The sequence below is a fragment of the Collinsella aerofaciens genome (assembly GCF_039062365.1).
In the GTDB taxonomy this organism is placed as follows: Bacteria; Actinomycetota; Coriobacteriia; order Coriobacteriales; family Coriobacteriaceae; genus Collinsella.
In genome coordinates, this window is sequence record NZ_JBCJBI010000002.1 from 102,627 (window position 1) to 125,203 (window position 22,577).

At 59.3% G+C, this 22,577-nt stretch carries 22 protein-coding genes; 10 read left to right on the plus strand and 12 right to left on the minus strand.

Going from position 1 to position 22,577, the window contains the following annotated elements; all coding sequences use genetic code 11:
• Positions 1–57: 57 nt before the first annotated feature.
• Positions 58–960 carry a DMT family transporter gene (locus ABCN01_RS01635; protein WP_117769856.1) on the plus strand — a complete coding sequence of 301 codons (903 nt, stop codon included), beginning with the start codon at positions 58–60 and terminating at the stop codon, positions 958–960.
• An 87-nt stretch (positions 961–1,047) separates the two neighbouring features.
• The gene (locus tag ABCN01_RS01640; protein ID WP_342995658.1) at positions 1,048–1,773 is read left to right on the plus strand and encodes a uracil-DNA glycosylase; all 726 of its coding nucleotides are present in this window, start codon (positions 1,048–1,050) and stop codon (positions 1,771–1,773) included.
• A gap of 50 nt (positions 1,774–1,823) precedes the next feature.
• Here ABCN01_RS01640 and ABCN01_RS01645 read toward each other — a convergent pair whose 3' ends face one another.
• The 3 genes from ABCN01_RS01645 to ABCN01_RS01655 form a co-directional block, all read right to left on the minus strand.
• Positions 1,824–2,504 carry an SDR family NAD(P)-dependent oxidoreductase gene (locus ABCN01_RS01645; RefSeq protein ID WP_342995659.1) on the minus strand — a complete coding sequence of 227 codons (681 nt, stop codon included), beginning with the start codon at positions 2,502–2,504 and terminating at the stop codon, positions 1,824–1,826.
• A gap of 9 nt (positions 2,505–2,513) precedes the next feature.
• Positions 2,514–3,236 carry a VUT family protein gene (locus ABCN01_RS01650; protein ID WP_022093974.1) on the minus strand — a complete coding sequence of 241 codons (723 nt, stop codon included), beginning with the start codon at positions 3,234–3,236 and terminating at the stop codon, positions 2,514–2,516.
• Positions 3,237–3,392: 156 nt separating this feature from the next.
• Positions 3,393–5,006: a peptide chain release factor 3 gene (locus ABCN01_RS01655; protein WP_342995660.1), complete on the minus strand. Its 1,614-nt coding sequence runs from the start codon at positions 5,004–5,006 to the stop codon at positions 3,393–3,395.
• Between the two features lie 217 nt (positions 5,007–5,223).
• Between ABCN01_RS01655 and ABCN01_RS01660 the strand changes: the two genes are divergently transcribed.
• The 4 genes from ABCN01_RS01660 (at position 5,224) to ABCN01_RS01675 (ending at position 8,157) form a co-directional block, all read left to right on the plus strand.
• Positions 5,224–5,604 (plus strand): GntR family transcriptional regulator, encoded by a 381-nt coding sequence (locus ABCN01_RS01660; RefSeq protein ID WP_342995661.1) that lies wholly within the window; start codon positions 5,224–5,226, stop codon positions 5,602–5,604.
• A 23-nt stretch (positions 5,605–5,627) separates the two neighbouring features.
• Positions 5,628–6,509, plus strand: a complete 882-nt coding sequence (locus tag ABCN01_RS01665; protein ID WP_342995662.1) for an ABC transporter ATP-binding protein — start codon at positions 5,628–5,630, stop codon at positions 6,507–6,509.
• On the plus strand, positions 6,506–7,213 hold the full coding sequence (locus ABCN01_RS01670; RefSeq protein WP_342995663.1) for an ABC-2 transporter permease: 708 nt from the start codon (positions 6,506–6,508) through the stop codon (positions 7,211–7,213). The genes ABCN01_RS01665 and ABCN01_RS01670 overlap by 4 nt, the downstream gene beginning before the upstream one ends.
• A 68-nt stretch (positions 7,214–7,281) precedes the next feature.
• A complete protein-coding gene (locus tag ABCN01_RS01675) occupies positions 7,282–8,157 on the plus strand; it encodes an EamA family transporter (RefSeq protein ID WP_342995664.1) in 876 nt (291 codons plus the stop codon).
• A 15-nt stretch (positions 8,158–8,172) separates the two neighbouring features.
• Here the strand turns inward: ABCN01_RS01675 and ABCN01_RS01680 are convergent, their stop codons facing one another.
• The 4 genes from ABCN01_RS01680 to ABCN01_RS01695 form a co-directional block, all read right to left on the minus strand.
• Positions 8,173–8,964, minus strand: coding sequence for an EFR1 family ferrodoxin (locus ABCN01_RS01680; RefSeq protein WP_342995665.1), 792 nt, complete (start codon positions 8,962–8,964; stop codon positions 8,173–8,175).
• A gap of 37 nt (positions 8,965–9,001) precedes the next feature.
• A complete protein-coding gene (locus ABCN01_RS01685; protein WP_342995666.1) occupies positions 9,002–10,306 on the minus strand; it encodes a chloride channel protein in 1,305 nt (434 codons plus the stop codon).
• A gap of 125 nt (positions 10,307–10,431) precedes the next feature.
• A complete protein-coding gene (locus ABCN01_RS01690) occupies positions 10,432–10,965 on the minus strand; it encodes an LOG family protein (RefSeq protein WP_342995667.1) in 534 nt (177 codons plus the stop codon).
• Positions 10,966–11,001: 36 nt separating this feature from the next.
• Positions 11,002–11,427 (minus strand): potassium channel family protein, encoded by a 426-nt coding sequence (locus ABCN01_RS01695; protein ID WP_225093282.1) that lies wholly within the window; start codon positions 11,425–11,427, stop codon positions 11,002–11,004.
• 198 nt (positions 11,428–11,625) lie between these two features.
• Between ABCN01_RS01695 and ABCN01_RS01700 the strand changes: the two genes are divergently transcribed.
• Positions 11,626–14,430: an ATP-binding protein gene (locus ABCN01_RS01700; RefSeq protein WP_342995668.1), complete on the plus strand. Its 2,805-nt coding sequence runs from the start codon at positions 11,626–11,628 to the stop codon at positions 14,428–14,430.
• Between the two features lie 42 nt (positions 14,431–14,472).
• Complete coding sequence (locus tag ABCN01_RS01705) at positions 14,473–14,952, plus strand: pyridoxamine 5'-phosphate oxidase family protein (RefSeq protein WP_342995669.1); 480 nt, start codon at positions 14,473–14,475, stop codon at positions 14,950–14,952.
• A 70-nt stretch (positions 14,953–15,022) separates the two neighbouring features.
• On the opposite strand, the gene ABCN01_RS01710 is transcribed toward ABCN01_RS01705, so the two are convergent.
• The 4 genes from ABCN01_RS01710 to ABCN01_RS01725 all read right to left on the minus strand — a co-directional run bounded on the left by ABCN01_RS01710 (position 15,023) and on the right by ABCN01_RS01725 (position 20,289).
• Positions 15,023–17,215, minus strand: coding sequence for a hybrid sensor histidine kinase/response regulator (locus ABCN01_RS01710; protein ID WP_342995670.1), 2,193 nt, complete (start codon positions 17,213–17,215; stop codon positions 15,023–15,025).
• Entirely contained in the window at positions 17,212–18,081 is an 870-nt protein-coding gene (locus ABCN01_RS01715; protein ID WP_343014160.1) for a substrate-binding periplasmic protein, read from the minus strand. The genes ABCN01_RS01710 and ABCN01_RS01715 overlap by 4 nt, the downstream gene beginning before the upstream one ends.
• Positions 18,082–18,225: 144 nt before the next feature.
• Entirely contained in the window at positions 18,226–19,440 is a 1,215-nt protein-coding gene (locus ABCN01_RS01720; RefSeq protein ID WP_342995672.1) for a MalY/PatB family protein, read from the minus strand.
• A 111-nt stretch (positions 19,441–19,551) separates the two neighbouring features.
• Entirely contained in the window at positions 19,552–20,289 is a 738-nt protein-coding gene (locus tag ABCN01_RS01725) for a tRNA (N6-threonylcarbamoyladenosine(37)-N6)-methyltransferase TrmO (protein WP_342995673.1), read from the minus strand.
• Between the two features lie 141 nt (positions 20,290–20,430).
• Here ABCN01_RS01725 and ABCN01_RS01730 point away from each other — a divergent pair, with 141 nt between their 5' ends.
• Complete coding sequence (locus tag ABCN01_RS01730) at positions 20,431–21,258, plus strand: TipAS antibiotic-recognition domain-containing protein (protein ID WP_342995674.1); 828 nt, start codon at positions 20,431–20,433, stop codon at positions 21,256–21,258.
• A gap of 51 nt (positions 21,259–21,309) precedes the next feature.
• Complete coding sequence (locus ABCN01_RS01735) at positions 21,310–21,555, plus strand: glutaredoxin family protein (RefSeq protein ID WP_342995675.1); 246 nt, start codon at positions 21,310–21,312, stop codon at positions 21,553–21,555.
• Between the two features lie 64 nt (positions 21,556–21,619).
• Here the strand turns inward: ABCN01_RS01735 and ABCN01_RS01740 are convergent, their stop codons facing one another.
• Positions 21,620–22,573, minus strand: a complete 954-nt coding sequence (locus tag ABCN01_RS01740; RefSeq protein ID WP_342995676.1) for a tRNA dihydrouridine synthase — start codon at positions 22,571–22,573, stop codon at positions 21,620–21,622.
• Positions 22,574–22,577: the final 4 nt, after the last annotated feature.

Below are 22,577 nucleotides of genomic sequence, written 5' to 3' on the forward strand. Positions count from 1 at the left end.
TCCACATCTGAGAGCAGAATCCTTTTTGCGAAACCGTTCTGTAACAAAAGGAGTCCCATGGATCGCAAAAAAGCAATCGCGCTCTCATTTTCCGTTCCCGTCGCATGGGGCTTTTCGTATCCCCTTATGAAGATCGGCATGGACAGCATGAACGCCACGAGCATCGTCGCGCTGCGCTGCATCATCGCCTTTGCGGCTTGCCTGCTGCTCTTCCACAAGCACGCGTTGCGCATCAACCGTAACCTTATGGTCCGCGCCGCCATCATCGGCGCCATTATGGCAACCGAGCTCACCTGCATGTGCCTGGGCTCCAGCCTCACCTCCGCCTCCACCGCCGGCTTTTTGCAGAGCCTGACGGTCGTGATCGTGCCGTTTGCCAACGCCGCCCTGCTGCGTCGCGCCCCCGAGCGCAAGGTGCTCATCGGCACGGCCATCGTCACCTGCGGCATGCTGCTGCTCTCGGGCGCCGACTTCACTAGCCTGAACCCGGGCGCGCTCATCATGCTGCTCTCCGCCTTTATCTACGCTGGACACATCATTGTCGCCAAGCGGTTTGTCGAAGAAGTCGATCCGCTTGCTCTGGGCGTTTGGCAGCTGGGCTTTGGCGGCTTGTTCTCGGGCATCGCCGCATTCACCTTTGGCGGCTTCACGCTTCCCAGTACGCCCAGCGAGATCGTGGTCGTCGTTGCCCTCGCACTCATCTGCTCTGCCTACGGCTTTATCACCCAGACGCTCGTGCAGCCCCACGTGCCCGCCGAGACTACCGGCTTCGCCTTCTCGCTCGAGCCGGTCTGCTCCGCCGTCTTCTCGTTCTTCCTGGTCGGCGAGGTCCTGAGTCCCATCGCCTTCTTTGGCGCCGCCCTCATCCTCACCGGCGTCATGGTGGCAACCGTCGAGCTTCCGCGCCTTCGTGCACATGGACAGGCCCGCATGGCAGGAGCGCCCGAGCACGTCTCGTAGACCCCACTCCTTATGCAGCCGCGGCATAAAGATCTCCAGACGCCTTTACAATAGATGTCAACAGAGCATCTGCCATAAAGGAGCCCCATGGACACCGCAACCCGCGACCGCAACATAGCAACTTGGTTGAGCGATGCGCCGCGGCCGGTACGTGAAACTACGAACCAGCTGCTCGAGCGCATCGCCCTTTTGCGTGCCAAGCAAACCATCTACCCGGCACAAGACGACATCCTCAATGCCCTCGCCTACACGCCGGCCGACCAGGTCAAAGTTGTCATCTTGGGTCAAGACCCTTATCACGGACCCAACCAGGCCATGGGGTTGTCGTTCTCGGTCCCCGCGACGCAAACCAAGTTGCCGCCGAGTCTGCGCAACATCTATAAGGAACTCAAAGCCGATCTGGGCTGCCCCATTCCCGCCACGGGAGACCTAACCCCCTGGGCACAACAGGGCGTCCTGCTCCTCAACACTACGCTCACCGTGCGCGAGCATGCCGCGAACTCGCACGCCAAACTGGGCTGGAGCACGCTCACCGACTACATTATCGAACGCTGCTGTCAGCTGCCCCAACCGGTCGTCTTTTTGGCATGGGGCCGCTTTGCCCAGCAGATGGTCGATGGTAAGCTCGCCGCGACCGGCGCGGGCAAGGCAACCGGCAAGTTCTGCCTGGCATCCACGCACCCCTCGCCGCTTTCGGCCAACCGTGCCACGGCAGAACTCCCCGCCTTTATGGGGTCGCGCCCCTTCTCTGCTGCCAATCGGCTACTCGAACAGCACGGCTCGACCCCCGTCAACTGGGCTTGCCTCGGCTAAAAATCGATACATCAAAAACGCGCCCGACGGCTTTCCATCGGGCGCGTTTCCTATTCGGGCCAAATAAATTGCGTGCGGCCGGCCTCGCCGCCATCGATCAACAGGCTCTGCCCGGTCATAAACCGGTTGGTCACGCCCACAAAGTAGATCCACTCGGCGATCTCTTGGGCGGTGGCCCAGCGTTTAAGCGGCGTGAGCTCCATAATCTGGTTCCACAGGTGTTCGTCTTCCATCACGCAACGGTTGAGCGGCGTTATAACGCCGCCCGGGTCCACACTGTTGGCGATGGCCTGCGGTGCCAGGCGGTTTGCAAGGTTCTTGGTGTAGGCGATAACACCGCCCTTGCTGGCGGCATAGGCGGGAAACTCCGATCCCGTATGTCCGCTCGCCGACCCCACATTGACCACGGATTTGATAGCCGGCGCAGGCTTGGCGGCAAGCCCCTCCCCCACAAAGGCGTAGCGCTCGGTCACGTTGATGGTGCCACACAGGTTGGCGGCAATGTCGTCGGCCGAATCCTGCGTACCGGCAACGTTCACGATTACCTGAGGCTCAAGGTCGCCTGGAAACGAGTCCGGCTCGCGAACATCAACGATCAGATGGCGGTAGCGCTCGTGTTCGATCGTCGCCGGCAAAAGATCAAAGCCCACGACCTCGTGGCCCTCATCCAAAAAGCGCTGCACGCACGCGGCTCCGATACCGCCCGAAGTGCCCGTGATCAAAACCCGCATACTTGCTCCTTAGGCGGTTGCGTGGCGCTCGAGGTACTCGGAACCCACATTCTCGCGCTCCCAGCCGCGCACGACCTTGTAGCCCACGGGGCTCAGGAAGACCTCGCATAGCAGCTCGGCAACAGCGCCGGTCAGCGAGCACATGAGGACCTGCACCCAGGTCCAACCAAAGAACGTGTGGCTCACCACGATGGCAAAGACCAGGTTGTCGATAAACTGGCCAACACCCGTGGACACATAGGAACGGAAGGCAAAGCTCGCAAAGTTATTCTTCTTGAGCATACGGCCGAGCGACTGGTTGAGCGTGGAGTTAACCACGGCAGAAACGAGCATGGCAAGCGAAGAGCCCAGCACCACGTACCAGGTGCCGCCGATGGTGGCGTTAAGGGCGGTGTTGACCTCGATCATGCCCGTGTCGTAGTAAGCGCCCCACATGCCGGGCGTGAGCGAACATGCCCAAAAGCACAGGCTCACGGCCAGGTTGACCAGCAGCGCGAGGATAGAGATTTTGATGGATGCCTTGGCGCCAAAGCGCTTGCAGATCATGTCCTGGCACAAAAACGAAACCCAGCTCACCACAAAGCCGCAATCGAGCGCCAGATACGGCAGACTGATGAGCTCTTTGTTGGCCAGCAGGTTCATCATGATGACGCTCACGAAAAACAGCGAAACCGTTGCCGCGGGAATGCTCCGCAACAGGACCTTGTAGTCCTCCATGACCTTCTTGATCATTATGTACTCCTTTGGTTTTAGGTTTAACGAGCAGGATATCGGACCCGAACTGCTCGGACGCCCCGGTCTTGAGACGACGGTGGGTATGATAGCCGCTCACACGGCATCAGGCAAGCAAACGGCGCGGCAGCCCCGCCAGGCCACCGCGCCGGCACACTAAAACGCTACGTTGCCAAACTCCGACAGGATAAGATCGGGGTTGTGGTCGGTTGCCCAGTCCACGTTCCACGGGCTCGTAAACAGCAGCAGCTTGCCGCCGCGCATGTCCTCGACGCGCAGGGTGTCGCGCGTGAGCGAAAGGCCCGGGATATCGATAGTGTCGGGGTCGTTCTGGATCCAGCGGATGTCCGTATAGGGCAGCGGCTGGCGACGAACCTCAACACGGTACTCAGCCTTGAGGCGGCGCTCGAGCACCTCAAACTGCAGCACGCCGACCACACCCACGATGACGCTCTCCATGCCGGCACCCAGCTCGCGGAAGATCTGGATGGCACCCTCCTGGGCAAGCTCCTCCATGCCCTTGACGAACTGCTTGCGCTTGAGCGTGTCGACCTGCGTAATGCGGGCGAACATCTCGGGGGCAAACGTCGGGATCTGCGGATACTGCACGTGGCGCTTGCCGGAGCACACGGTGTCACCGATGCTAAAGATACCCGGGTCGAACAGGCCCACGATATCGCCCGCGTACGCCTCGTCCACGATGGCGCGGTCATCGGCCATCATCGACGTGCCCGTGGCAAGCTTGAGCTTGCGGTTGCCCTGCACGTGGAAGGCGTCCATGCCGCGCTCGAACTTGCCCGAGCAAATGCGCACAAAGGCGATGCGGTCGCGGTGGTTCTTGTCCATGTTGGCCTGGATCTTAAACACGAAGCCGCTAAAGTCGTCGCGGCAGGGATCGACCGGCTCGGTGGTGAGCGTATCGGTATAGGCGCGCGGCGTCGGGGCCAGACGCAGGAACTCCTTGAGGAAGGGCTCCACGCCAAAGTTGGTGAGCGCCGAGCCAAAGAACGCCGGGCTCAGCTTGCCGCAGGCCACAGCATCCAAGTCGAGCTCGTCGCCAGCGCCATCGAGCAGCTCGATGTCGTCCATCAGGTTCTTATGGTTTTCCTCGCCGATGAGCTCGTCCATAGAAGGATCGCCCAGTTCGGCCTCGACCTCGGCGACCTTCTTGGTGGCGTTGGCGTGGCCGTCGCCCTCAAAGGCGATAACGCGACGGGTCTGACGGTCGAACACGCCGCGGAAGTTGCGGCCGCTGCCGATCGGCCAGTTCATGGGATACGTATTGATACCCAGGACGTTCTCGATCTCTTCCATGAGCTCAAACGGGTCACGAGCCTCGTGGTCGAGCTTGTTCACAAAGGTGAAGATGGGAATGTGGCGCAGCGTACAGACCTTAAAGAGCTTTTTGGTCTGGGCCTCGACGCCTTTGGCGCCGTCGATAACCATGACCGCGGCGTCGGCGGCCATAAGCGTACGGTAGGTATCCTCCGAGAAGTCCTGGTGGCCGGGGGTATCGAGGATGTTGACGCAGGCGCCGTTATAGGTGAACTGCAGCACCGAGGAGGTAACGGAAATACCGCGCTCCTTCTCGATGTCCATCCAGTCCGAGACGGCATGCTTGGCCGAGCTCTTGCCCTTGACCGAGCCGGCGGTCTGAATGCTGCCGGTATAGAGCAGCAGCTTCTCGGTAAGCGTAGTCTTACCGGCATCCGGGTGGCTGATGATCGCGAATGTGCGGCGCGACGAGATTTCATCCGACAGGCTTGCCATGCGGATCCTTTCTTGCGTTCTATATGCATTACGTCGATGTAACTGCCCTATTGTAGCCGTGAAACCTCGCCATAGGGCACCTATCAGGACAAATTCATCAGTTGGGGTCTGGGTAGCCGGCTTAATCCGAATTTGTCTCTTGCGTAACTGTGCATAGCGTATATATACTGTGCTTACCGGTTATATACACGTGTAGCCCAACAGCTAAGGAGCCGCTGTGGACATTATCCTATCCAATTCGAGCGACAAGCCCATCTACGAGCAGATATCCTCGCAGGTCAAAGCTCAAATCCTTTCGGGCACGCTCGCCGCGGGAGCCAAACTCCCCAGCATCCGCGCACTCGCGAGCGACCTGGGCGTGAGCGTCATCACCACCAAGCGCGCCTACGCCGATCTGGAGCAGCTCGGGTTTATCTGTACCGTGCAGGGCAAGGGCTGCTTTGTTGCCGACGGCAACAAAGAACTCTTGCGTGAAAACCAGCTCTGCCATATCGAAGAGCTGCTTACGCAGGCGGCAGAACAAGCCGAAGCCCTGGGCGTCACGCGCGACAAGCTGCACGAGATGCTCGACCTTGTAGCCCCCGAAACCATGCAGTAGCCATCTGCAAGAAAGGCTATACCATGCAAAAGTTGCTAGAACTCAAAGGTGTATCGCGCCGCGTGAGCGACCGCTTTTCACTGCGCGACGTCACGCTCGCCGTGGAACCCGGCCAGATTGTTGGCTTTGTGGGCGCTAACGGTGCCGGCAAGACAACGACCATTCGCGCCGCGCTCGGGCTTATCAAGCTCGATGCCGGCGAGGTACGCCTGTTTGGGCAGCGCTGTGGCGCCGACGCGCCCGATGAGACACAGCGCTGCCTGCGCTCCCGCGTCGGTCTCGTCCTGGACACATGTCCCTTCCCTTCAACGCTCAAGGTGGGCCAGATCGAGGCACTCGTAGGACCGGCGTACCCCACGTGGGACCGCGAAACGTTCGCCGGATTCATCAACCGATTTGGCCTCGATCCCAAGACAAAGGTCAAGGACCTCTCCCGCGGCATGGGCATGAAACTGCAGCTTGCCTGTGCACTCAGCCACAATGCCAAGCTGCTCGTTTTGGACGAAGCCACCGCGGGCCTCGATCCCATGGCGCGCGAGGAACTGCTCGATGAGCTGCTTGCTTTTGTCGCCGACGGCCAGCACAGCGTGCTGCTATCGAGCCACATTACGTCCGACCTCGATCGCGCCGCCGACCGCGTCATCTGCATCGATAACGGCTCGATTGTGTTTGACCTGCCGCGCGAGGACATTACCGACCGAGCCGGCATCGCCCACTGCACCCAAGCGCAGGCCGCCGAGCTTATGGCTTGCGTCGAAGGTGCCCGTGCCGCCCACCACGCCTATAGCGTGGACGTGCTCGTGCCCAACCGTCGCGAAACGCTCGAGGCCTTTCCCGAGATTCCCTGCGATCGGGCAACCATTGACGACTATCTTCGCCTCACGCTGAAAGGGGCTTCGAAATGAAACGCGCCTTTATGTCCGAGCTCGCCATCGCTCGCACGCTCATCCCGAGCATTGCGGGCGTCGGCCTGTTCATCTTCGTCGTGCTGACCGCCGTCAGGGCATCGAATGGTGATTCCGATATGAGCGCCGCCGGCGCCTTCGCGATCAGTGCCATGTCGCCTATCATGGCCATGACGTCGCTGGCCGGGCTCGACAACCAAAACGGATGGGAGCGCTATCGGGCAACGCTGCCCATCTCACGCAAAGACATCGTCAGCGCACGCTACCTGTGCATCACTATTTTCTCGGTCATCATGACGTGCGCGGCCGTGCTGTTGAGTATCGTCGCCATCCCGATCTTAAACAGCGTGGGTATCCCCTCCACGGGAGAGACCGTCTTTGAGACCGCAATCGCCTCGGCAATATCGATGCTTTTCTCCCTCATGGCGGTGTTTTTGGTACTGCCTCTGTTCTTTCGATTTGAACACATGAAGGCGCAACGCCTATCCGTTGGTCTGTACGCTCTATACATGTGCCTTATCATGGTCACGCTAAACTCATTCAACCCCATCAGCAACCAGCTCATGTCGATGATTGCCGGGGCGAATCCCGATCCTTCCGTTCTTGGCTTCCTGTGCGCAGGAATTGCCGCGCTGGCAACGGTCGTCCTTGGCGCTGTCAGCTGCGCCATCAGCACCAAGGTCTACCGGGCACGCAACCTATAGGCAAGCGCGGTATCATTGGACATGCGCCATAGATCTGGCGTGGTCTTTTTTGAGGAGGCGCTCAACCCGTGTCGTGGGTCGTCGCAGCATTTGCGTCAGCATTCTTTGCCGGCATCACATCCATCTTGGCCAAATGCGGCATCAAGCAGACCGACTCCGATGTCGCGACGGCCATTCGCACCTGCGTGGTGCTCGTTTTCGCCTGGGCAATGGCGGGCATTTCTGGATCCATTGGAACCATTGGCAGCATCGAACCCAGATCCTGGCTCTTTCTCGTCCTCTCGGGACTCGCTACCGGCGCTTCGTGGATCTGTTACTTTAAGGCGTTGAGCATCGGAGACGTCAATAAGGTCGTACCGGTCGACAAGATGAGCACCGTGCTCGCCGCGCTGATCGCCATCGTGCTTTTTGGCGAGACGAGCAACCTTGCGGTTAAGCTCGTGGGAACCGCCGTCATTACCCTCGGCACGTTTTTAATGACCGAGAAGCAGCAATCCGCCGGACCCGAGCAGCAGCAAGACCGGACCTGGCTCGCTTACGCCCTCGGCGCCGCCATGTTCGCAGCACTCACCTCCGTCCTCGCTAAGATCGGCATCGAAGGCGTCGAGTCAAACCTGGCCACGGCAATCCGCACCTGCGTGGTACTGGTTATGGCATGGGCAATCGTGGCAGCTAAAGGCAAGATGGGCCAAGCCGTGCACGTAGACCGCTACGAGCTCGTATTTCTCGCGGCATCGGGCATCGCGACCGGAGCATCGTGGCTGCTCTATTACTATGCCATCGCCGCAGGCCAGGTGAGCGTCGTGGTGCAGATCGACAAACTATCGATTGTCGTATCGGTACTATTTGCGCACTTGGCATTCAACGAAAAGGTCTCGCGGCGCAGCGCCATCGGTCTCGCCCTCATCGTACTGGGCACTGCGGCGCTCGCGGTTTGGAAGTAGCGCGGCCAGCAGCCGCTACATCCTCACACCTGGCTTGGGATGCCTGTACTGACCGTGGGATGCCGTGCGCTTACCGTGCGAGATGGCAAATTTGGGACAACGGTGCAGGCAACGAAGGCAGGCTGCGCACTCCGGCTTTGTCCAGACGGGAAGGCCGTCGCGCATCTCAATCGCCGCCATGGGGCAGCGCTTGGCACACAGGCCGCAGCCGATGCAGCGATCGGCATCGACGGCAAACTTGCTCGTCTGTTGTATGCGCGGCAGCCCAATTGCGTGATACGCGCACGATGCAAACAGAGGCACGCGATGGCGCATCATGTTGCCCGTGCGGCGTGCCCGCACCGCCTCGATCACGGCATCAATCTGCGCCTCGGCAGCTCTATTGATACCCTCAGCCTTTTGAGGGTCAGACAGGTCGAAAACAGGCGTCCAGGTATCGGGCATCTTGACGCTCATCGCCGCATCTAACTCGAGCCCACGCTCGTGCAGCAGGTCGCGGGCAAACTTGGCAGATTGGCCGGTCGTCGAACCGTACGTCGAAACATAGAACGTATAGGGGCGCTCGCCGCCCTTTGCACCGGCAGCAATCGACAGGTCGGCAGTCTTCAAAAACTCGATCATCGGTGTCGGCAGACCCCAGGCATACACCGGAGCAACAAATCCCAGCTGGCAGGGGCCTTCCGTCGCAACAAGGCGAAGGGCTTCGACATCAAAACGCTCAATCGACACAACCTTGTCGTCTGTCGCCGCCGCAATGCGACGCGCCACATGTTCGCTGTTCCCCGTCGCGCTAAAGTACAGGATCATCTCGTACCCCTCTGGAGTTGACTCGCGATTAACCGCGCTACTTGCGCAGCGGCTTGGGTAGCGGGATACCGGCGGCGATGACAGCCGCGATGATCATGCAGACGATACCCTTGAGTGGGAAGCACATGAGCAGCAGGCCCACGACCATGACCGGCTGGCGCATGACGGCGCCCATCGTCGATGCCGTGCAGACGGCAACGCAAAAGACCGGATCTGTGCCGGTGAGGATAGCAAGGCCATAGCCCAAGCTTACGCCCGAGAAGATAACCGGGAAGAAATGACCGCCGCGCCAGCCCAAGTTGATGAGGGCGGGGGTCAGCATGGCCTTGACCAGACCGGTCAAAATAAGCACGCCGGCGGGAATGGTCAGATAGGTTTCCATGAGCACGTCGGCCTGGGTCTCGCCGGCAAACATGGTGTAGGGCAGGACCGTGCCGCAGATGGCGAGCGCCAGACCGGCCAGCATGGCTTTGACGACAGGGCGCGCCCCTATTGCATGGGCAAGCGCTTCGCTCGCGTGCTCAGAGACAAAGTACAGCCAGCCGCAGATTGTTCCGATCAGCGACAGAGGGACGAGCCAGGTAAGCTCCAGGTTGCCCACCTCGGCGGACTCGAACCTGGGCATGCCCATGCCGCCGCCCACAAGCTGGCCAAGCAGCAGGTAGGTACCCAGACCGCCGGCAATCGCAATGCCGTAGACCACCGTCTTTTGCACCTTGGGCAGCTTGATGGTGATCTCGCCGGACGCGGACTCATCGTCGGCGTCTTCGCCCTGGCCGTCGGCGCTACCGGCAAGCGGTGCCACAAAACCAAAGACGGGCGCGGTAAAGAGCGCCGTCAGGGCAGCCTGGGTGCCCAGCAGCGTAAGCTCCCTAAACTCGGCGCCAAAGCGACGCATGCGGTCGCCGACCCAGCTGCACAGACCAGCGATAACGCCGGTCAGGCCAGCCTCCGGTCCAATACTTCCGCCAAACAGCAACGGCAGCAGCGCCGCGAGCGAAAGCTTGCCCAGGTTGTCGTACGGGTAGCGCCCGTCTTGCTTAACCTTAGCCATCACCTGGTTGAGGTCATCGGTCTTGGTGCCTGTCATCTTTTCGTACAGACCGATCAACAAGCCGCCCAGCAGGCACACAAAAAACGGGTACGGCAAAAAGCCAAACGGGCCACTGGCAAGCTCGGGCGAAGCGACGCCCAGCGCGTGCGGAATCTCGGTCCATAGACAGTCGATGCCGTGCTCCATCGCAAAAAAGAACAGCCAGACCGCGGCACCTGCGAACGCACCGGTCACGGCAACGCTAACTAAAAACAGCGCGCGGTTTGTGGGTTTGACAAGGTTATCCATCGGGTCCTCCCGCGGTCAAAGTCGACATAATTACGTTTTATTGTAGAGCGAGCGTTGCCCGAACGAGCCAACCGTCTGCGCTGCAAACGGCACCATTGGGAGCCATTGTGGGGCAGGCTCAAGACTTATCCGTTGATAATCGAGGCAATCTCGCGCAAATCGTCGGCAAAGTAAATGCCTTGCTGGCGCTGCGGGCTCGATAAGCCCTTATCGATCATGTGCCCGAGCAGCGCCTTGAGGTCGTTGTAGTAACCGTCCAGGTTATACAGGATGCACGGAGAGCTCAGGTGCCCCAACGACACCGCAGACATGACCTCGGCAATCTCCTCGAGCGTGCCCGTCCCACCGGGAAAGGCGATGAACGCATCGCCGAGCTCAATCATCTTGGCCTTGCGCTCGGCCATATCGCTCGTCACGATAAGGTCGTCGATACCGTCATGTTGAAACTCGGCCTCGATAAAAAAGCTCGGCTCCACACCCGTCACATGTCCGCCAGCATCGAGCACGCTATCGGCGAGCGCGCCCATCAGGCCCGACTTGGACCCGCCGTATACCAGCGCGTGGCCGTTGGTGCCAATCCACGTGCCGAGCTCTCGCACTGCAGGCAGAAACGCCGGGTCGTTGCCGACGCTCGCGCCCAGGTACACCGTGATGTTCATATGCAATCCCCCTCGTCGTGACGCGCGGCACCCGTTCTATCGTTGCCGGCGACGGTACTCGCGCACGCGGCGCGACAAATCGGCGAGCTCATCGCGGTCGAGTTCTTCCAAATGCTCAAGATCGTCCATAAAGCGCGCCATGGTGTCCTTTTGGCGCAGTTTGATGAGCGTATTGCAGTAGTTCACCGCCACGCCCGTGAGCATGGCGATGTAGAAGATACTGATGACGCTTAGGATAACGGTAATGCCGCGGGCAACCGGCGTTTCGGCGGGGATATCGCCAAAGCCGATCGTCGAGACCGTCTCAAAGCTAAACCACAGGCCATCGCCAAAGGTGAGGGTCGTGGGCTCGGACAGCCAGACGGCCGTCGAGCACAGCAGGTAAAAGATAAGAAACAGGCCTGTGATGCGTGCAAAGCCAGCCTGTCGCAGCACATCGGCAAGCGTCCTCAACCTGTTCATCGAGACCCCTTTTCTCAGACGCCCAATCACGTTCGCTCGGTATTGTCCCACAACCGGCAGTTAGGGACGTTCCTTTTGTGCCGGCAGAAAGGGACTGTCCCCAACTGCCGGGCGGGAACGTTTAGCGGTACAGCTGCCGACTGGGCAGGCTGAGCTGGTATCCTTATGCGGTAATGTCTCAATTCGTTAGGATTGCACGTGAGAGCTGCCACTGTCCTTCGTTCAGTTATATATCGCGCCCTGGCCATTGTGCTTGCCGCGCTTGCCGTGCTGAGTCCTATCGCGCCTGTCCAGGCTTTTGCCGATGACTCTAGTCAGCAAGTCAAGACGGTCCGCGTTGGTTGGCTCGTCAGCAACGAGGGCTTCCAAGACGGCACCCCCGGCGAGCGTCTCTCGGGATGGGGTTACGAGTACCTCCAGACCCTGTCGTACTACACGTCCGGCTGGCGGTACGAATACGTCTCCGGCACCTTCACCGAGCTTATGGACATGCTCGAGGCAGGCGAGATCGACCTCATGCCCAACATCTCCTACTCCGAGGAACGTGCCCAAAAGCTGCTCTTTTCCTCGAACCCCGAGGGCACCGAGCGCTACTACATCTACGCCAGGCCCGACCGTGACGACCTTGCAAAGGGTGACCCTCAAGCACTCCAGGGTCTCACTATCGGTTGCAACCCCGACGTCATGCAAACCTTCGTTGGCCAGCAATGGCTCGCCAGCGAAGGAATCGCCTGCACATACAAGGAGTATGACGGAGGATCCGACCTCTTTGACGCGCTCGCAAACGACGAAGTCGATGCCGTCATCATGAACGACACAATCTCGTCGCCCAATGCCTCCCCCATGTTCTACATTGGTTCGAACGACTACTACTTTGCCGTTCCCAAAAGCCGCCCCGACCTGATGGACGACATCAATGCTGCCATGACGGCAATCGCCCGCGTCAACCCACGCTATAACGACGAAGTAAAATCTCACTACTCGACCCAAAACAGCGGCTCATCATCGCTCAACGGCCCCGAACGTTCCTGGCTCAAGGCGAACAACAACACCATCACGCTCGGCTACATTACGGGCAAACTCCCCTACTGCAACGAGGACGAAGACGGCGAAATGGAAGGCTCGCTCGCATCGCTTGCGACGACGCTACACGATAAATTTGGCATTACGGTCAAAACCGTCGCCTTTGATAGCTACAAGATGATGTCAAAGGCCCTGTCAAAGGGAAGCATAGACGTTGCGCTGCCGGTATACCGAGATTACTGGTTTGCCGAGCAAACAGGCGTTGTGCAGTCGATATCGTTGGGGACCATATCCCTCACCGCCATCCACACCGGCAGCAACCTGAACAAAGACCTTCAGAACATCGCCTGTACCAAATCATCGTTTGTCAACAAAAATGCACTTGAAAGTCTGTTCCCCACAGCGACCGTAACCGAATACCAATCCGACGATGAAGCGTTCGACGCCCTCAGGAAGGGAACGGTGCACTGCATCGTCGCTCCCAGTTCACGCGTAAAAACCATCGGTGACCGTTACGATCTCGAGGACTGCGAGACGACCGAGCTCCCTGACACCTGTGAGATCTCGTGCTGGATTTCGCGCGGAAAACCCGAGCTGTTGGGAATCATCAACAAGGGCATCATCAATGCCGGAGAATCGCTCTCCGCAAGCAATTTCTCCTCCACGTCGTACACGGCCCAGGAATCCAACACGCTTCAATTCCTTTATCGCAACCGCACCGCCATTGCAGCTACCCTCATCGGTATGTTGTCGGTCGGCATCGTCCTGCTCATCTGGGCGCTCGTGCGCGCTCGAACCGAGCGCAAAAAAGCCGATGCTGCCAACGCCGCTAAGACGGCATTCCTCACGCGCATGAGCCACGACATCCGTACGCCGCTCAACGGTATCCTGGGCCTTATCGAGATCGAGGAATTGAAGGAAGGCGATATGCAAGTCGCCCGCGAGAGCCGTGCCAAGGCGCGCGTTGCCGCCAATCACCTGCTCTCGCTGATCAACGACATCCTCGAGATGGGCAAAATCGAAGACCGCAAGCTAACACTGGAGCATGCGCCTTTTAACCTCAAAGAGCTCTGTGACGATACGCTGGTGCTGTGCAAGCTCCGCGCGTCCAGTAACGGCATCACAATGCAGGACAATAGTCTGCCGTACGCCACGGGGCCATACATGATCGGCAGTCCCACCCATATCCGACAGATTATGATCAACCTGTTGGACAACAGCATTAAGTACAACAAGCACGGCGGCTCCGTCACCTTTAGCTCAAAGACCAAGCCACTCGATAACGGGCGCGCGCTCTTTTGCTTTAGCGTTTCGGATACCGGCATTGGCATGGCTCCCGAGTTTTTAAAGCATATCTATGAGCCGTTTGCCCAAGAAGGTGACGATGCGCGCAGCAAGTTCCAAGGAACCGGCATGGGCATGCCAATCGTCAAGTCGCTTATTGAACTGATGGGCGGCACGATTGAGATTTCGAGTGAGGTTGGCGTGGGAAGTACGTTCAACGTCCAGATTCCGCTCGATATCGACAAAGACCCTCAGGCAAGAGAACGCGCGGACGAGCAAGCAGACAGCTGCTCGCTTGCCGGCATGAACGTTCTTTTGGCAGAAGATAACGAGCTCAATGCCGAGATTGCCCAGGCGCTGCTCGAAAGCGAAGGCATTGTCGTAACTCGCGCCGCCGATGGCAACGAAGCGGTCGACCTATACGTTGGCCGTCCCGCCGGCAGCTTCGATGCGATCCTGATGGATATTATGATGCCGGACATGGACGGCTACGAGGCAACCCGCGCGATTCGTCTGAGCGAGAAGGTCGATGCAGCCGATATCCCCATCATCGCGCTCACCGCCAACGCCTTTGCCGAGGACGCCCAGGCGGCACACGACGCCGGCATGAACGCCCATCTGTCCAAACCGCTCGACTTTAACAAGCTCAAAAACATACTCGCCCGCATCAAGAAAAACGGATCCGTTTCGCTATAGTTTGTGCTCAACCACCACGCACGACCAGAAAGGAAGCCAACGATGTTTAGGCCCTTACGTCGAAAGAAACGCGCCATCACTGACGAGGAAGCGCGCGAGCTGCTCGCTACCTGCAAGCGCGGCGTCTTTGCCGTCAACGGCGACGACGGCTACCCGTACGCCATTCCCGTCAACTACTTCTTTGACACCGAGAACGACAAGATTTATTTCCATGGCGCCAAGGCCGGCCACAAGGTCGATGCACTCAAGCGCGATGACAAGGTCTGCTTTACCGTTTACGGCAACGAGTGTTACAAGGACGGTGACTGGGCTCCCTACGTTATGAGCACCGTGGTCTTTGGCCGCTGTCGCCTGGCGAATGACACCCCCGCGTTTATCGAGGACAAAGTCCGCCAGCTCGCCCTTAAGTACTACCCTTCTGCCGAAGAAGTCGAAGAGGAAATCGCCAAAGACATCAAGGGCGTCCAGCTCTACGAGATTACGATTGAGCATCTTTGCGGCAAGCAGATTCAGGAAAAGTAAGCCTCAAAAGCAGGCCTCATCAATAACAATATGGCCCGGTTCCAACCCACCTTGGAACCGGGCCATAGTGCTATGAAGCGTCGGCAGCTATGTGCGCAAGCGCCTCAACGAGCTCCTGCGAGCTCACGGGTTTACTCAGGTGCGCATCCATGCCCGCCTCACGCGAAAGCCTGCGGTCGTCGGCAAAGGCGTTGGCACTCACGGCGATAATCGGCGTGGTCGCGGCATCCTCGCGATTGAGTGCTCGAATTCGACGCGTGGCCTCAAGGCCATCGATACCGGGCATCATGATGTCCATCAACACCACGTCGTACTCGTGCGGCGCGCTCGCGGCAAACGCCTCAACGGCAGACTCGCCATCCTTAGCATGCGTCACGACGGCACCGGCATGGCCGAGCGTAAACTGCGCGATCTCGGCATTCAGATCGTTATCCTCTACGAGCAAAACGCGCAAGCCCTGGAGCGCATCGCCGTCTCCCGCATCCGCGCGCACTGCCTGAGGAATCTCGGAGCGCTTGCATTTCTCGAACGGCAGGCGGATGGTAAACGTCGTCCCCTGCCCCAAGACGCTCGTAAAGCTCATGGTTCCGCCCATAAGCTCGACCAACTGTTTTGCGATAGGCGCGCCCAGGCCAGTTCCCGATGAAGCGCCTTCCACCTGTTGCTCCTCGCGGCAAAACGGCTCGTAGAGGTGCTGTTGGAACTCCTCGCTCATGCCAATACCGTTGTCGGCGATCGTGTATTCATAGACGAGGACGCCATCCGCCGGCTCCACCTCGCGGCACACCAGGCGAACATAGCCGCCCTGGCGGTTGTACTTGACGGCATTGCCGGCAATATTGAGCAACAAGCGCTTGAGGTGCGTCACGCTCACCCGTGCATAGGGATGATCAAGCGTCTGCTGGTCGCAGATAATTGTCACCAGACGCTCCTCGGCCTGGCGCTCAAGAATATCGCGCACCTCGTGGTTGAGGGTCGCCAAGTTTGTGGGAACAAGCTCCAGGTCGACCTGCCCGCTCTCCAGGCGACTCATATCGAGTGCCTCGTTGGCAAGGTCGAGCAGTAGTCCCGATGCTGTCCAGATTTTTGAGCGGCACTCGGTCTGCTTTTGCAGATCGTCCGCATTGGCATCGCCGACCTCGACCATACCGCGAATGCCGTTGATGGGCGTGCGCAGATCATGGCTCATGCGGCGCAAAAACTCCGTCTTTGCCGAGTTGGCAGACGAGGCCTCACGCGCCGCCTTTGCCAGCTTGTCGCCATAGTCGCGCTCCTGCTGCAGCAAGTCCGTCAAACGTCGACGGTCAGCGCGGCGACGCGCCATCACAACAACGGCTATAACACCGCTGTAGAGCACCAGCACGCCGGCAGCAACAGCTGCGACGACCTCAAAGTAGCGCCGTGCCGAGGCATAGGTGTACACGTAGAACCCGCGCGCTTTTCCAAATGTGCCCAAATACCACTCGCCATTGGCGTTAACCAATCTGACCTTACCAGCCGGGCATCGATCCTTTATACCGTCGACAATGAAGACATCCGTCGCAGGCAGATTGAACACGCCCAATATGGTGGGTTCAACGGCATTGGTCGCAACGACCTTGCCGTCGCTTTCGATCACGATATTGCCGCTGTCGATGGTCTCATAACCACCGAGCAGGCTCTGCAGTTTGAGCGTATTGCTTGCAACTGCCTTCGCGCTCTGATGCCTTACCGCGACAACGATACCCTCGTCATCCCGCCGGGTTACGCAGCCAATGTCTGCGACCGAATCATCCGAAAGCGTAATGCGGGCGGTATAGGACTTAAGCGGATGGGCTGCCACCTCCAGCACGGGTGCTTCCTTGAGATACGTAGCGAGCGACTCGTAGCCCACGCCATCCGTCGAGGACTCGGACACCAAATTGCCTGATGCGTCCATCACGATCAGTGCACTCACGTTGAACTGGTCAGCATATTGCTCCAACATGGCGTTATCCACCGAACCGTCGCGCTCCATATCGCGCGCCGTCTCTCCGGCGATCTCCATAACGCGAATCAGGTTTTTGGTCGTATAGGCGCTATTGAATGCATCGTAGGAAAGGCTCTGCGTCGCCACGTAATCGACAACGTCGGCAAAGCGCTGCTCGGCTTGGGCCGTCGCGTAACCGTAGCTCATCATGCCGGCAACAACCGAGAGCGCTATCCCCAGCAGAGCGACAAGGAGCCATACCCCTGCCGAACGATTGCCCCGCTCCTGAGCGGCGTGGTCGGGCGCATCGATCATGACAGGCCCTCCATATTCAAAAATGGCGAAGGGTCATCAAAGTACTTTGACACCAGACGTTCCATGGTGCCATCGGCAAGCATTTCCTGGTAGGCATGAGTGAGCTTAACGTCGATGCCGCGCGTATCGTTGATATCGAAAGCGGTACCCAAACCGACCTCTAGCAGCGGCTCATCCAGAATACGATACGTCACACCATAGTCTTTTTCGTAGGTGAGCAGCGAGGACTCATGCGCGGCGATGGCGTCGACCAGACCCTCGACGAGTGCCGGGTTCAGGCATGAACGGTCCGAAAAGCAGTAGAGCTCTTTGATCTGCGGAACGTTTTCATTTGTACGATTGAGCAAAATGTCCTCGGGCTTGGTGGTGGACTGGACCGCCACGACCTTATCCTCAAGATCGGCAAGCGTGTAGATATCGCTCTGGGGATCGACCGCGACCACCTGGCGGCTCGCAAGGTACGGGCCGGCCCAACGATACTCGTTTTCGCGACCCGTCATGCTAAAGCTGCCCATGACGCAATCGAGCTCGCCGCTCGCCAGCAGCTCTTCCTTCTTTTCCCAATCGATCAGCTGGTACTTTGGCTTGTAACCAATGCGGGCCAAAGCCTCGGTTAGTATCTCGACATCCAGGCCAACGATATCGCCGTACTCATCGGTATACACAAACGGTGGATAGAGGTCGCTGCCAACGTTGAGCGTCTTAAGATTGTCGTCCTGGACCTGCGAGGCCTCCAGGCCTTTTGATGCAGACGTCGATGCCTCGTCATTCGACCCGGAGCAGCCAGCTATCGCTACGACAAAGGCGCTCGCCACTGCAAGCGCAACAAACAACGAAATGGCAACCGAGCGACGGGGTCTTTTCATCGAGCTCCAGACGATCCTGTTTACAGACTGAAATGGTTAAAGATAATAGCAAACGAAACCACTCGAGTGCCCAATGGTTACAGACGTTCTACCATGCGGGGCCTTCTAGCCGACTTGGCAGAAGGCCCCGCATGCAGCGCACACTTACCGTGCATTAAAAACGTAGCGGTCCAGGCGGTCGCACGCTTCCCTCACGCGCGAAAGCGGCAGCGCCAGATTCACGCGAATGTGGCAGGGCCCGTGGAACGGACGGCCATCCTGATACCCCACGCCCACGCGGGCGCCCTCGTCGAGCAGCCACTGAATATCACGGCCATGCTCGCGACACCACTCGGTGCAGTCCAGAAACACCATGTACGTGCCCTGCGGACGCGAAAACGCGACGCCCTTCCAATGTTTTTCTGCATACGTGCAGAAGTACTCGATATTGCCGGCAAGCACCTGGTTGAGCTCGTCCACCCACTCGTAGCCCTGCGGCTGGTAGGCACCGATAAGCGCATGCATGGAGAGGACATTCATTTCGTTGTAGTGGGTCTTGTTGGACACGGCGCACATGCGGTCGCGCAGCGTCTCGTTGTAGATAATGTGGTAGCTGCCGACCAGACCCGCCAGGTTGAACGTCTTGCTCGGCGCATAGAGGGCAACCGTGCGCATGCGGGCATCCTCGCTCACCGACTGCGTCGGGATATGCTTGTGTCCCGGCAGGATGATATCGGACCAAATCTCGTCCGAGATCACCACGCAATCGTGCTGGCGATAGATGTCCATGGCGCGCTCGATCTCATCGCGCTCCCATACGCGGCCGCAGGGATTGTGCGGCGAGCAGAACACCGCGGCATGAATGAGGTTTTGGGTGAGCTTGTGCTCCATGTCCTCAAAGTCCATGCGCCACACGCCCTGGTCGTCGAGCTTAAGCGGGCTGTGGACAATGCGATAGCCCACGGCTTCGATGGACTTGGTAAAGCCGATGTAGGTGGGGCTGTGGACCAGCACCGCATCGCCCGGCTGGACATACGCGCGCAGCGTCGACACGATACCGCCCAGCACGCCGTTTTCGTAGCCGATGTGCTCAGGTGCCAGACCCTCGACGCCATTGCGGCGGCTCTGCCATTCGATGATGCGATCGAAGTACTCGGGACGCGGATTGAAGTAGCCAAACATGGGGTGCTGGGCACGCTGAATGATGTGTTCCTGGACCGTGGGCACCGTGGCGAAGTTCATGTCGGCCACCCACATGGGAATGCGGTCGAAGCCCTCGTCGGGTGCGTTCGGGGCCATACCGGGGACCTCGCCCCAAGAGTCAACGGCAATGGAGTCCATGCCGTGGCGGTCGATAAGCGAGCTAAAGTCGTATTTCATGCTGAGCTCCCGTGCAAAGTAGGCTGTTTCGATAGGCGTTATGTCCACCAGCGTAGGCGATTTTGGCATGGGGTTTGGCGCTTAATTTGACGGGTGCAGACGGATGGCTGGTTAGTCTTGCGCGTCGTTGACGGCGGTTACTGTTAGCTGGGTTCCGTCGACCGTAAACGATATGTCGAGCCCGGCGTAAGCCAAGTGGTAAACGCGGTTTGGCTCGTGCTTACTGCCTGCGCGGCGCGGGTCTTGGCGTAGGACCTCGACCAGGCCGGGGAGCTTTGCGGGCGGGACCATATCCTGCAGCGTCTGCGGGAACTCTACGTCGAGCTTTTGCCACGGCGCGTCTTCAATCCAGCCGCCTGTCGCATCCAGGTGACAGTCTGCAAACGGAATGTAGGGCTTGATATCGTAGATGGGCGTGCCGTCGCGCAGGTCGGCCCCCAGCACATGGATGATGGGGCCGTCGTCGGTAAGCTCCACGCGGTCGAGCTTGACGCAGGTGAGCCCGATGGGATTAGGGCGAAACGGACTGCGCGTGGCAAAGACGCCCACACGCTCGGCTCCGCCCAGACGCGGCGGGCGCACGGTCTTCGACCACTTGGCATTGGTGCCGGACCTGTCCTGTGTCTTGGCATCGGTAGCTATGTCCTTAGCCGTGCCGCCAGGCGTTCCGTTTTCGAAGCGCCAGAGTAGCCATAGGTGCGAGAAGGAGTCCAGGCCCTCAACCGCTGCGTTGGAGGCAAATTCCGGCTCAAAAACGATGCGTCCCTGCAGATGAGGCGCCAAAAAGCTGTTGCGCGGAATGCCGAACTTCTGCGGCAGGTCGGTATGTATGTGTGCAATAGGTTCCATGTCGGTCATTGTACGGTATGGAGGTGTGGGGCGTTGCGCGCATTTTTTCGCCGCGGTCCCCCGTCGTGCAACCAACGGTTGCTTGGAAGAGAGTCGGCAGCTGCGTATGCTTAAGCCATCAACCAGCAGAAAGGAGCCGTTATGGCCTTTGCAGAAAAGCTCATCGCTGTCCGTCGCGCCCATCACCTTACCCAAGAGCAGCTCGCCGCCAGGCTTTTCGTCACACGCCAAGCCGTCAGCCGGTGGGAGCGCGGCGAAGTCACACCGGGCATCGACATGATGAAGCTCATCGCCGCCGTAACCGGCGAGCCCCTGTCCCACCTGCTCGAAATGCCCGAGCATTATTGCCAGAGCTGCGGCATGATACTCACGCCCGACGACTGCGGCACCGATGCCACGGGCGCCACGACCGACCATTACTGCAAGTGGTGCTACGACCACGGCAAGTACACCTACGCCACCACCATGGAGGCGATGATCGAGGATTGCGCCCCGCGCCTGGCACAAAACACCGGCATGTCACTCGACGAAGCCGTCTCGCTCATGGGCGCCGTCTTGCCGCAACTGGAACGCTGGCGCGCCGTGCGGGAAAACGAGGAGCGCTACGGCGCCGAAGCGCGGGCGCGCTATGGCGATGAGGCTATCGATGCAGCAAATGAAGCGCTGCTGGACATGGACCCCGAGACATGGAACGACATGAAGGAACTTGAACGCGCTGTTCTGGGCCAGCTTTCGATTGCCATGGGCATTGGCGACCCAGAGAGCAACGAGGCCCACAAACTTGTCGCAATGCACCGTCGATGGATTGCCCTTAACTGGGGACACGAGCCCCAAGACGAAGCATACCTGGGCCTCGCCCACGGCTATCTTGCCGACCAGCGCTTTGTTGACTACTACGACAAGCCCTGCGGCACCGGAGCCACGGCGTTTCTGGTCCAGGCCATCGAGTCGTCGTTGACGCGCGCATAGACCGCGGCTGCTTTGGGTATTTCAATCGAAACCTCAACCGATTGGAGACCCATGGCTACTAATCATGAGCTCTCGCTGTACGTTATGACCGGCTGCCCGTATTGCATAAAAGTCAAGCGATTCCTTGCCGATAACGGTGTGACCATCCCCGAGCGCAATATCTCGACCGATACCGAAGCCGAGCAGACACTCATCGCCGTCGGCGGAAAACGCCAGGTTCCCTGCCTGTTCATCGACGGCAAACCACTCTACGAATCGAGCGACATCATCGCATGGCTGCAGGAGAATCTGCTCTAGTGCAACACAGCCATTGGGGACGTTCTTAAATGACTAGTCGTTAAAGAACGTCCCCAACGACCAACTAGCCGTGGAAGCGAGCTATGAGTGCAAGTGGCTGCTCGCGAAAGACGCGCTCGACGGCGGCGCGATATTCGTCGATCTTTTTAGTCTTGCGTACGAGCTTGTGAACGGTAGCAGGATCGGCGAAGGCGCATTTGGCGTAGAACCACCACTCCTTCATGCGAAAGACCGCGTTACCGCCAATCTCTTCTGCATAGGCCGCGAATAGCGTGTCGTGGAAGTGCTGCAGCTCAGCAGCCGTGGCAGCAGGGCCGCCGTTGACCATACGAGCCAGAGCGGGGTTCGCGAGCAGGCCGCGTCCCAGCATTACATGGCGCGTGCCGGGATAGGCCTCCACCAGCGCGTCCATATCCTCAAGATCGAAAATGTCGCCGTTATAGGCCACGGGGAACGGCGCACGCTCCAGCGTCTCGCCGTAAAACTCCTTGCGCGGCGATCCCGTATAGCGGTCCTTTTGCACGCGCGGGTGCACGATCAGCTCTGCCAACGGCATGCGGCAATACAAATCGAGCACGCGCTCGTATTCGTCGTCACCCTCCAGCCCCAGCCTGGTCTTTACCGACACCGGCAACGGCGATCGCTCGCACACATCGCTTAAGAACGCCTCGAGCTCGTCGAGATTGCGCAAGAAACCCGAGCCCTTGCCCTTGGCGACAACCGTTCCCGAGGGGCAGCCCAGGTTGAGATTGACTTCGCGGTAGCCCATGTCGGCGAGCACTTGCGCCGCCCACACAAACTCGTCCGCGTTCTTGGACATCAGCTGAGGCACTACGTTGAGCCCCTGGTTATTGACAGGGTCGACCTCTTTAAACGCCTTGCCGCCAAAGCGGTTTCCCACCCGCGGCGGCGGCAAAAACGGCGTGTAATAGCAATCGAGCGCACCGAAGCACTCCGCATGCACGCGGCGGAACACATGCCCGGTAATCCCCTCCATAGGGGCCAACGAAAGGATCATCTAC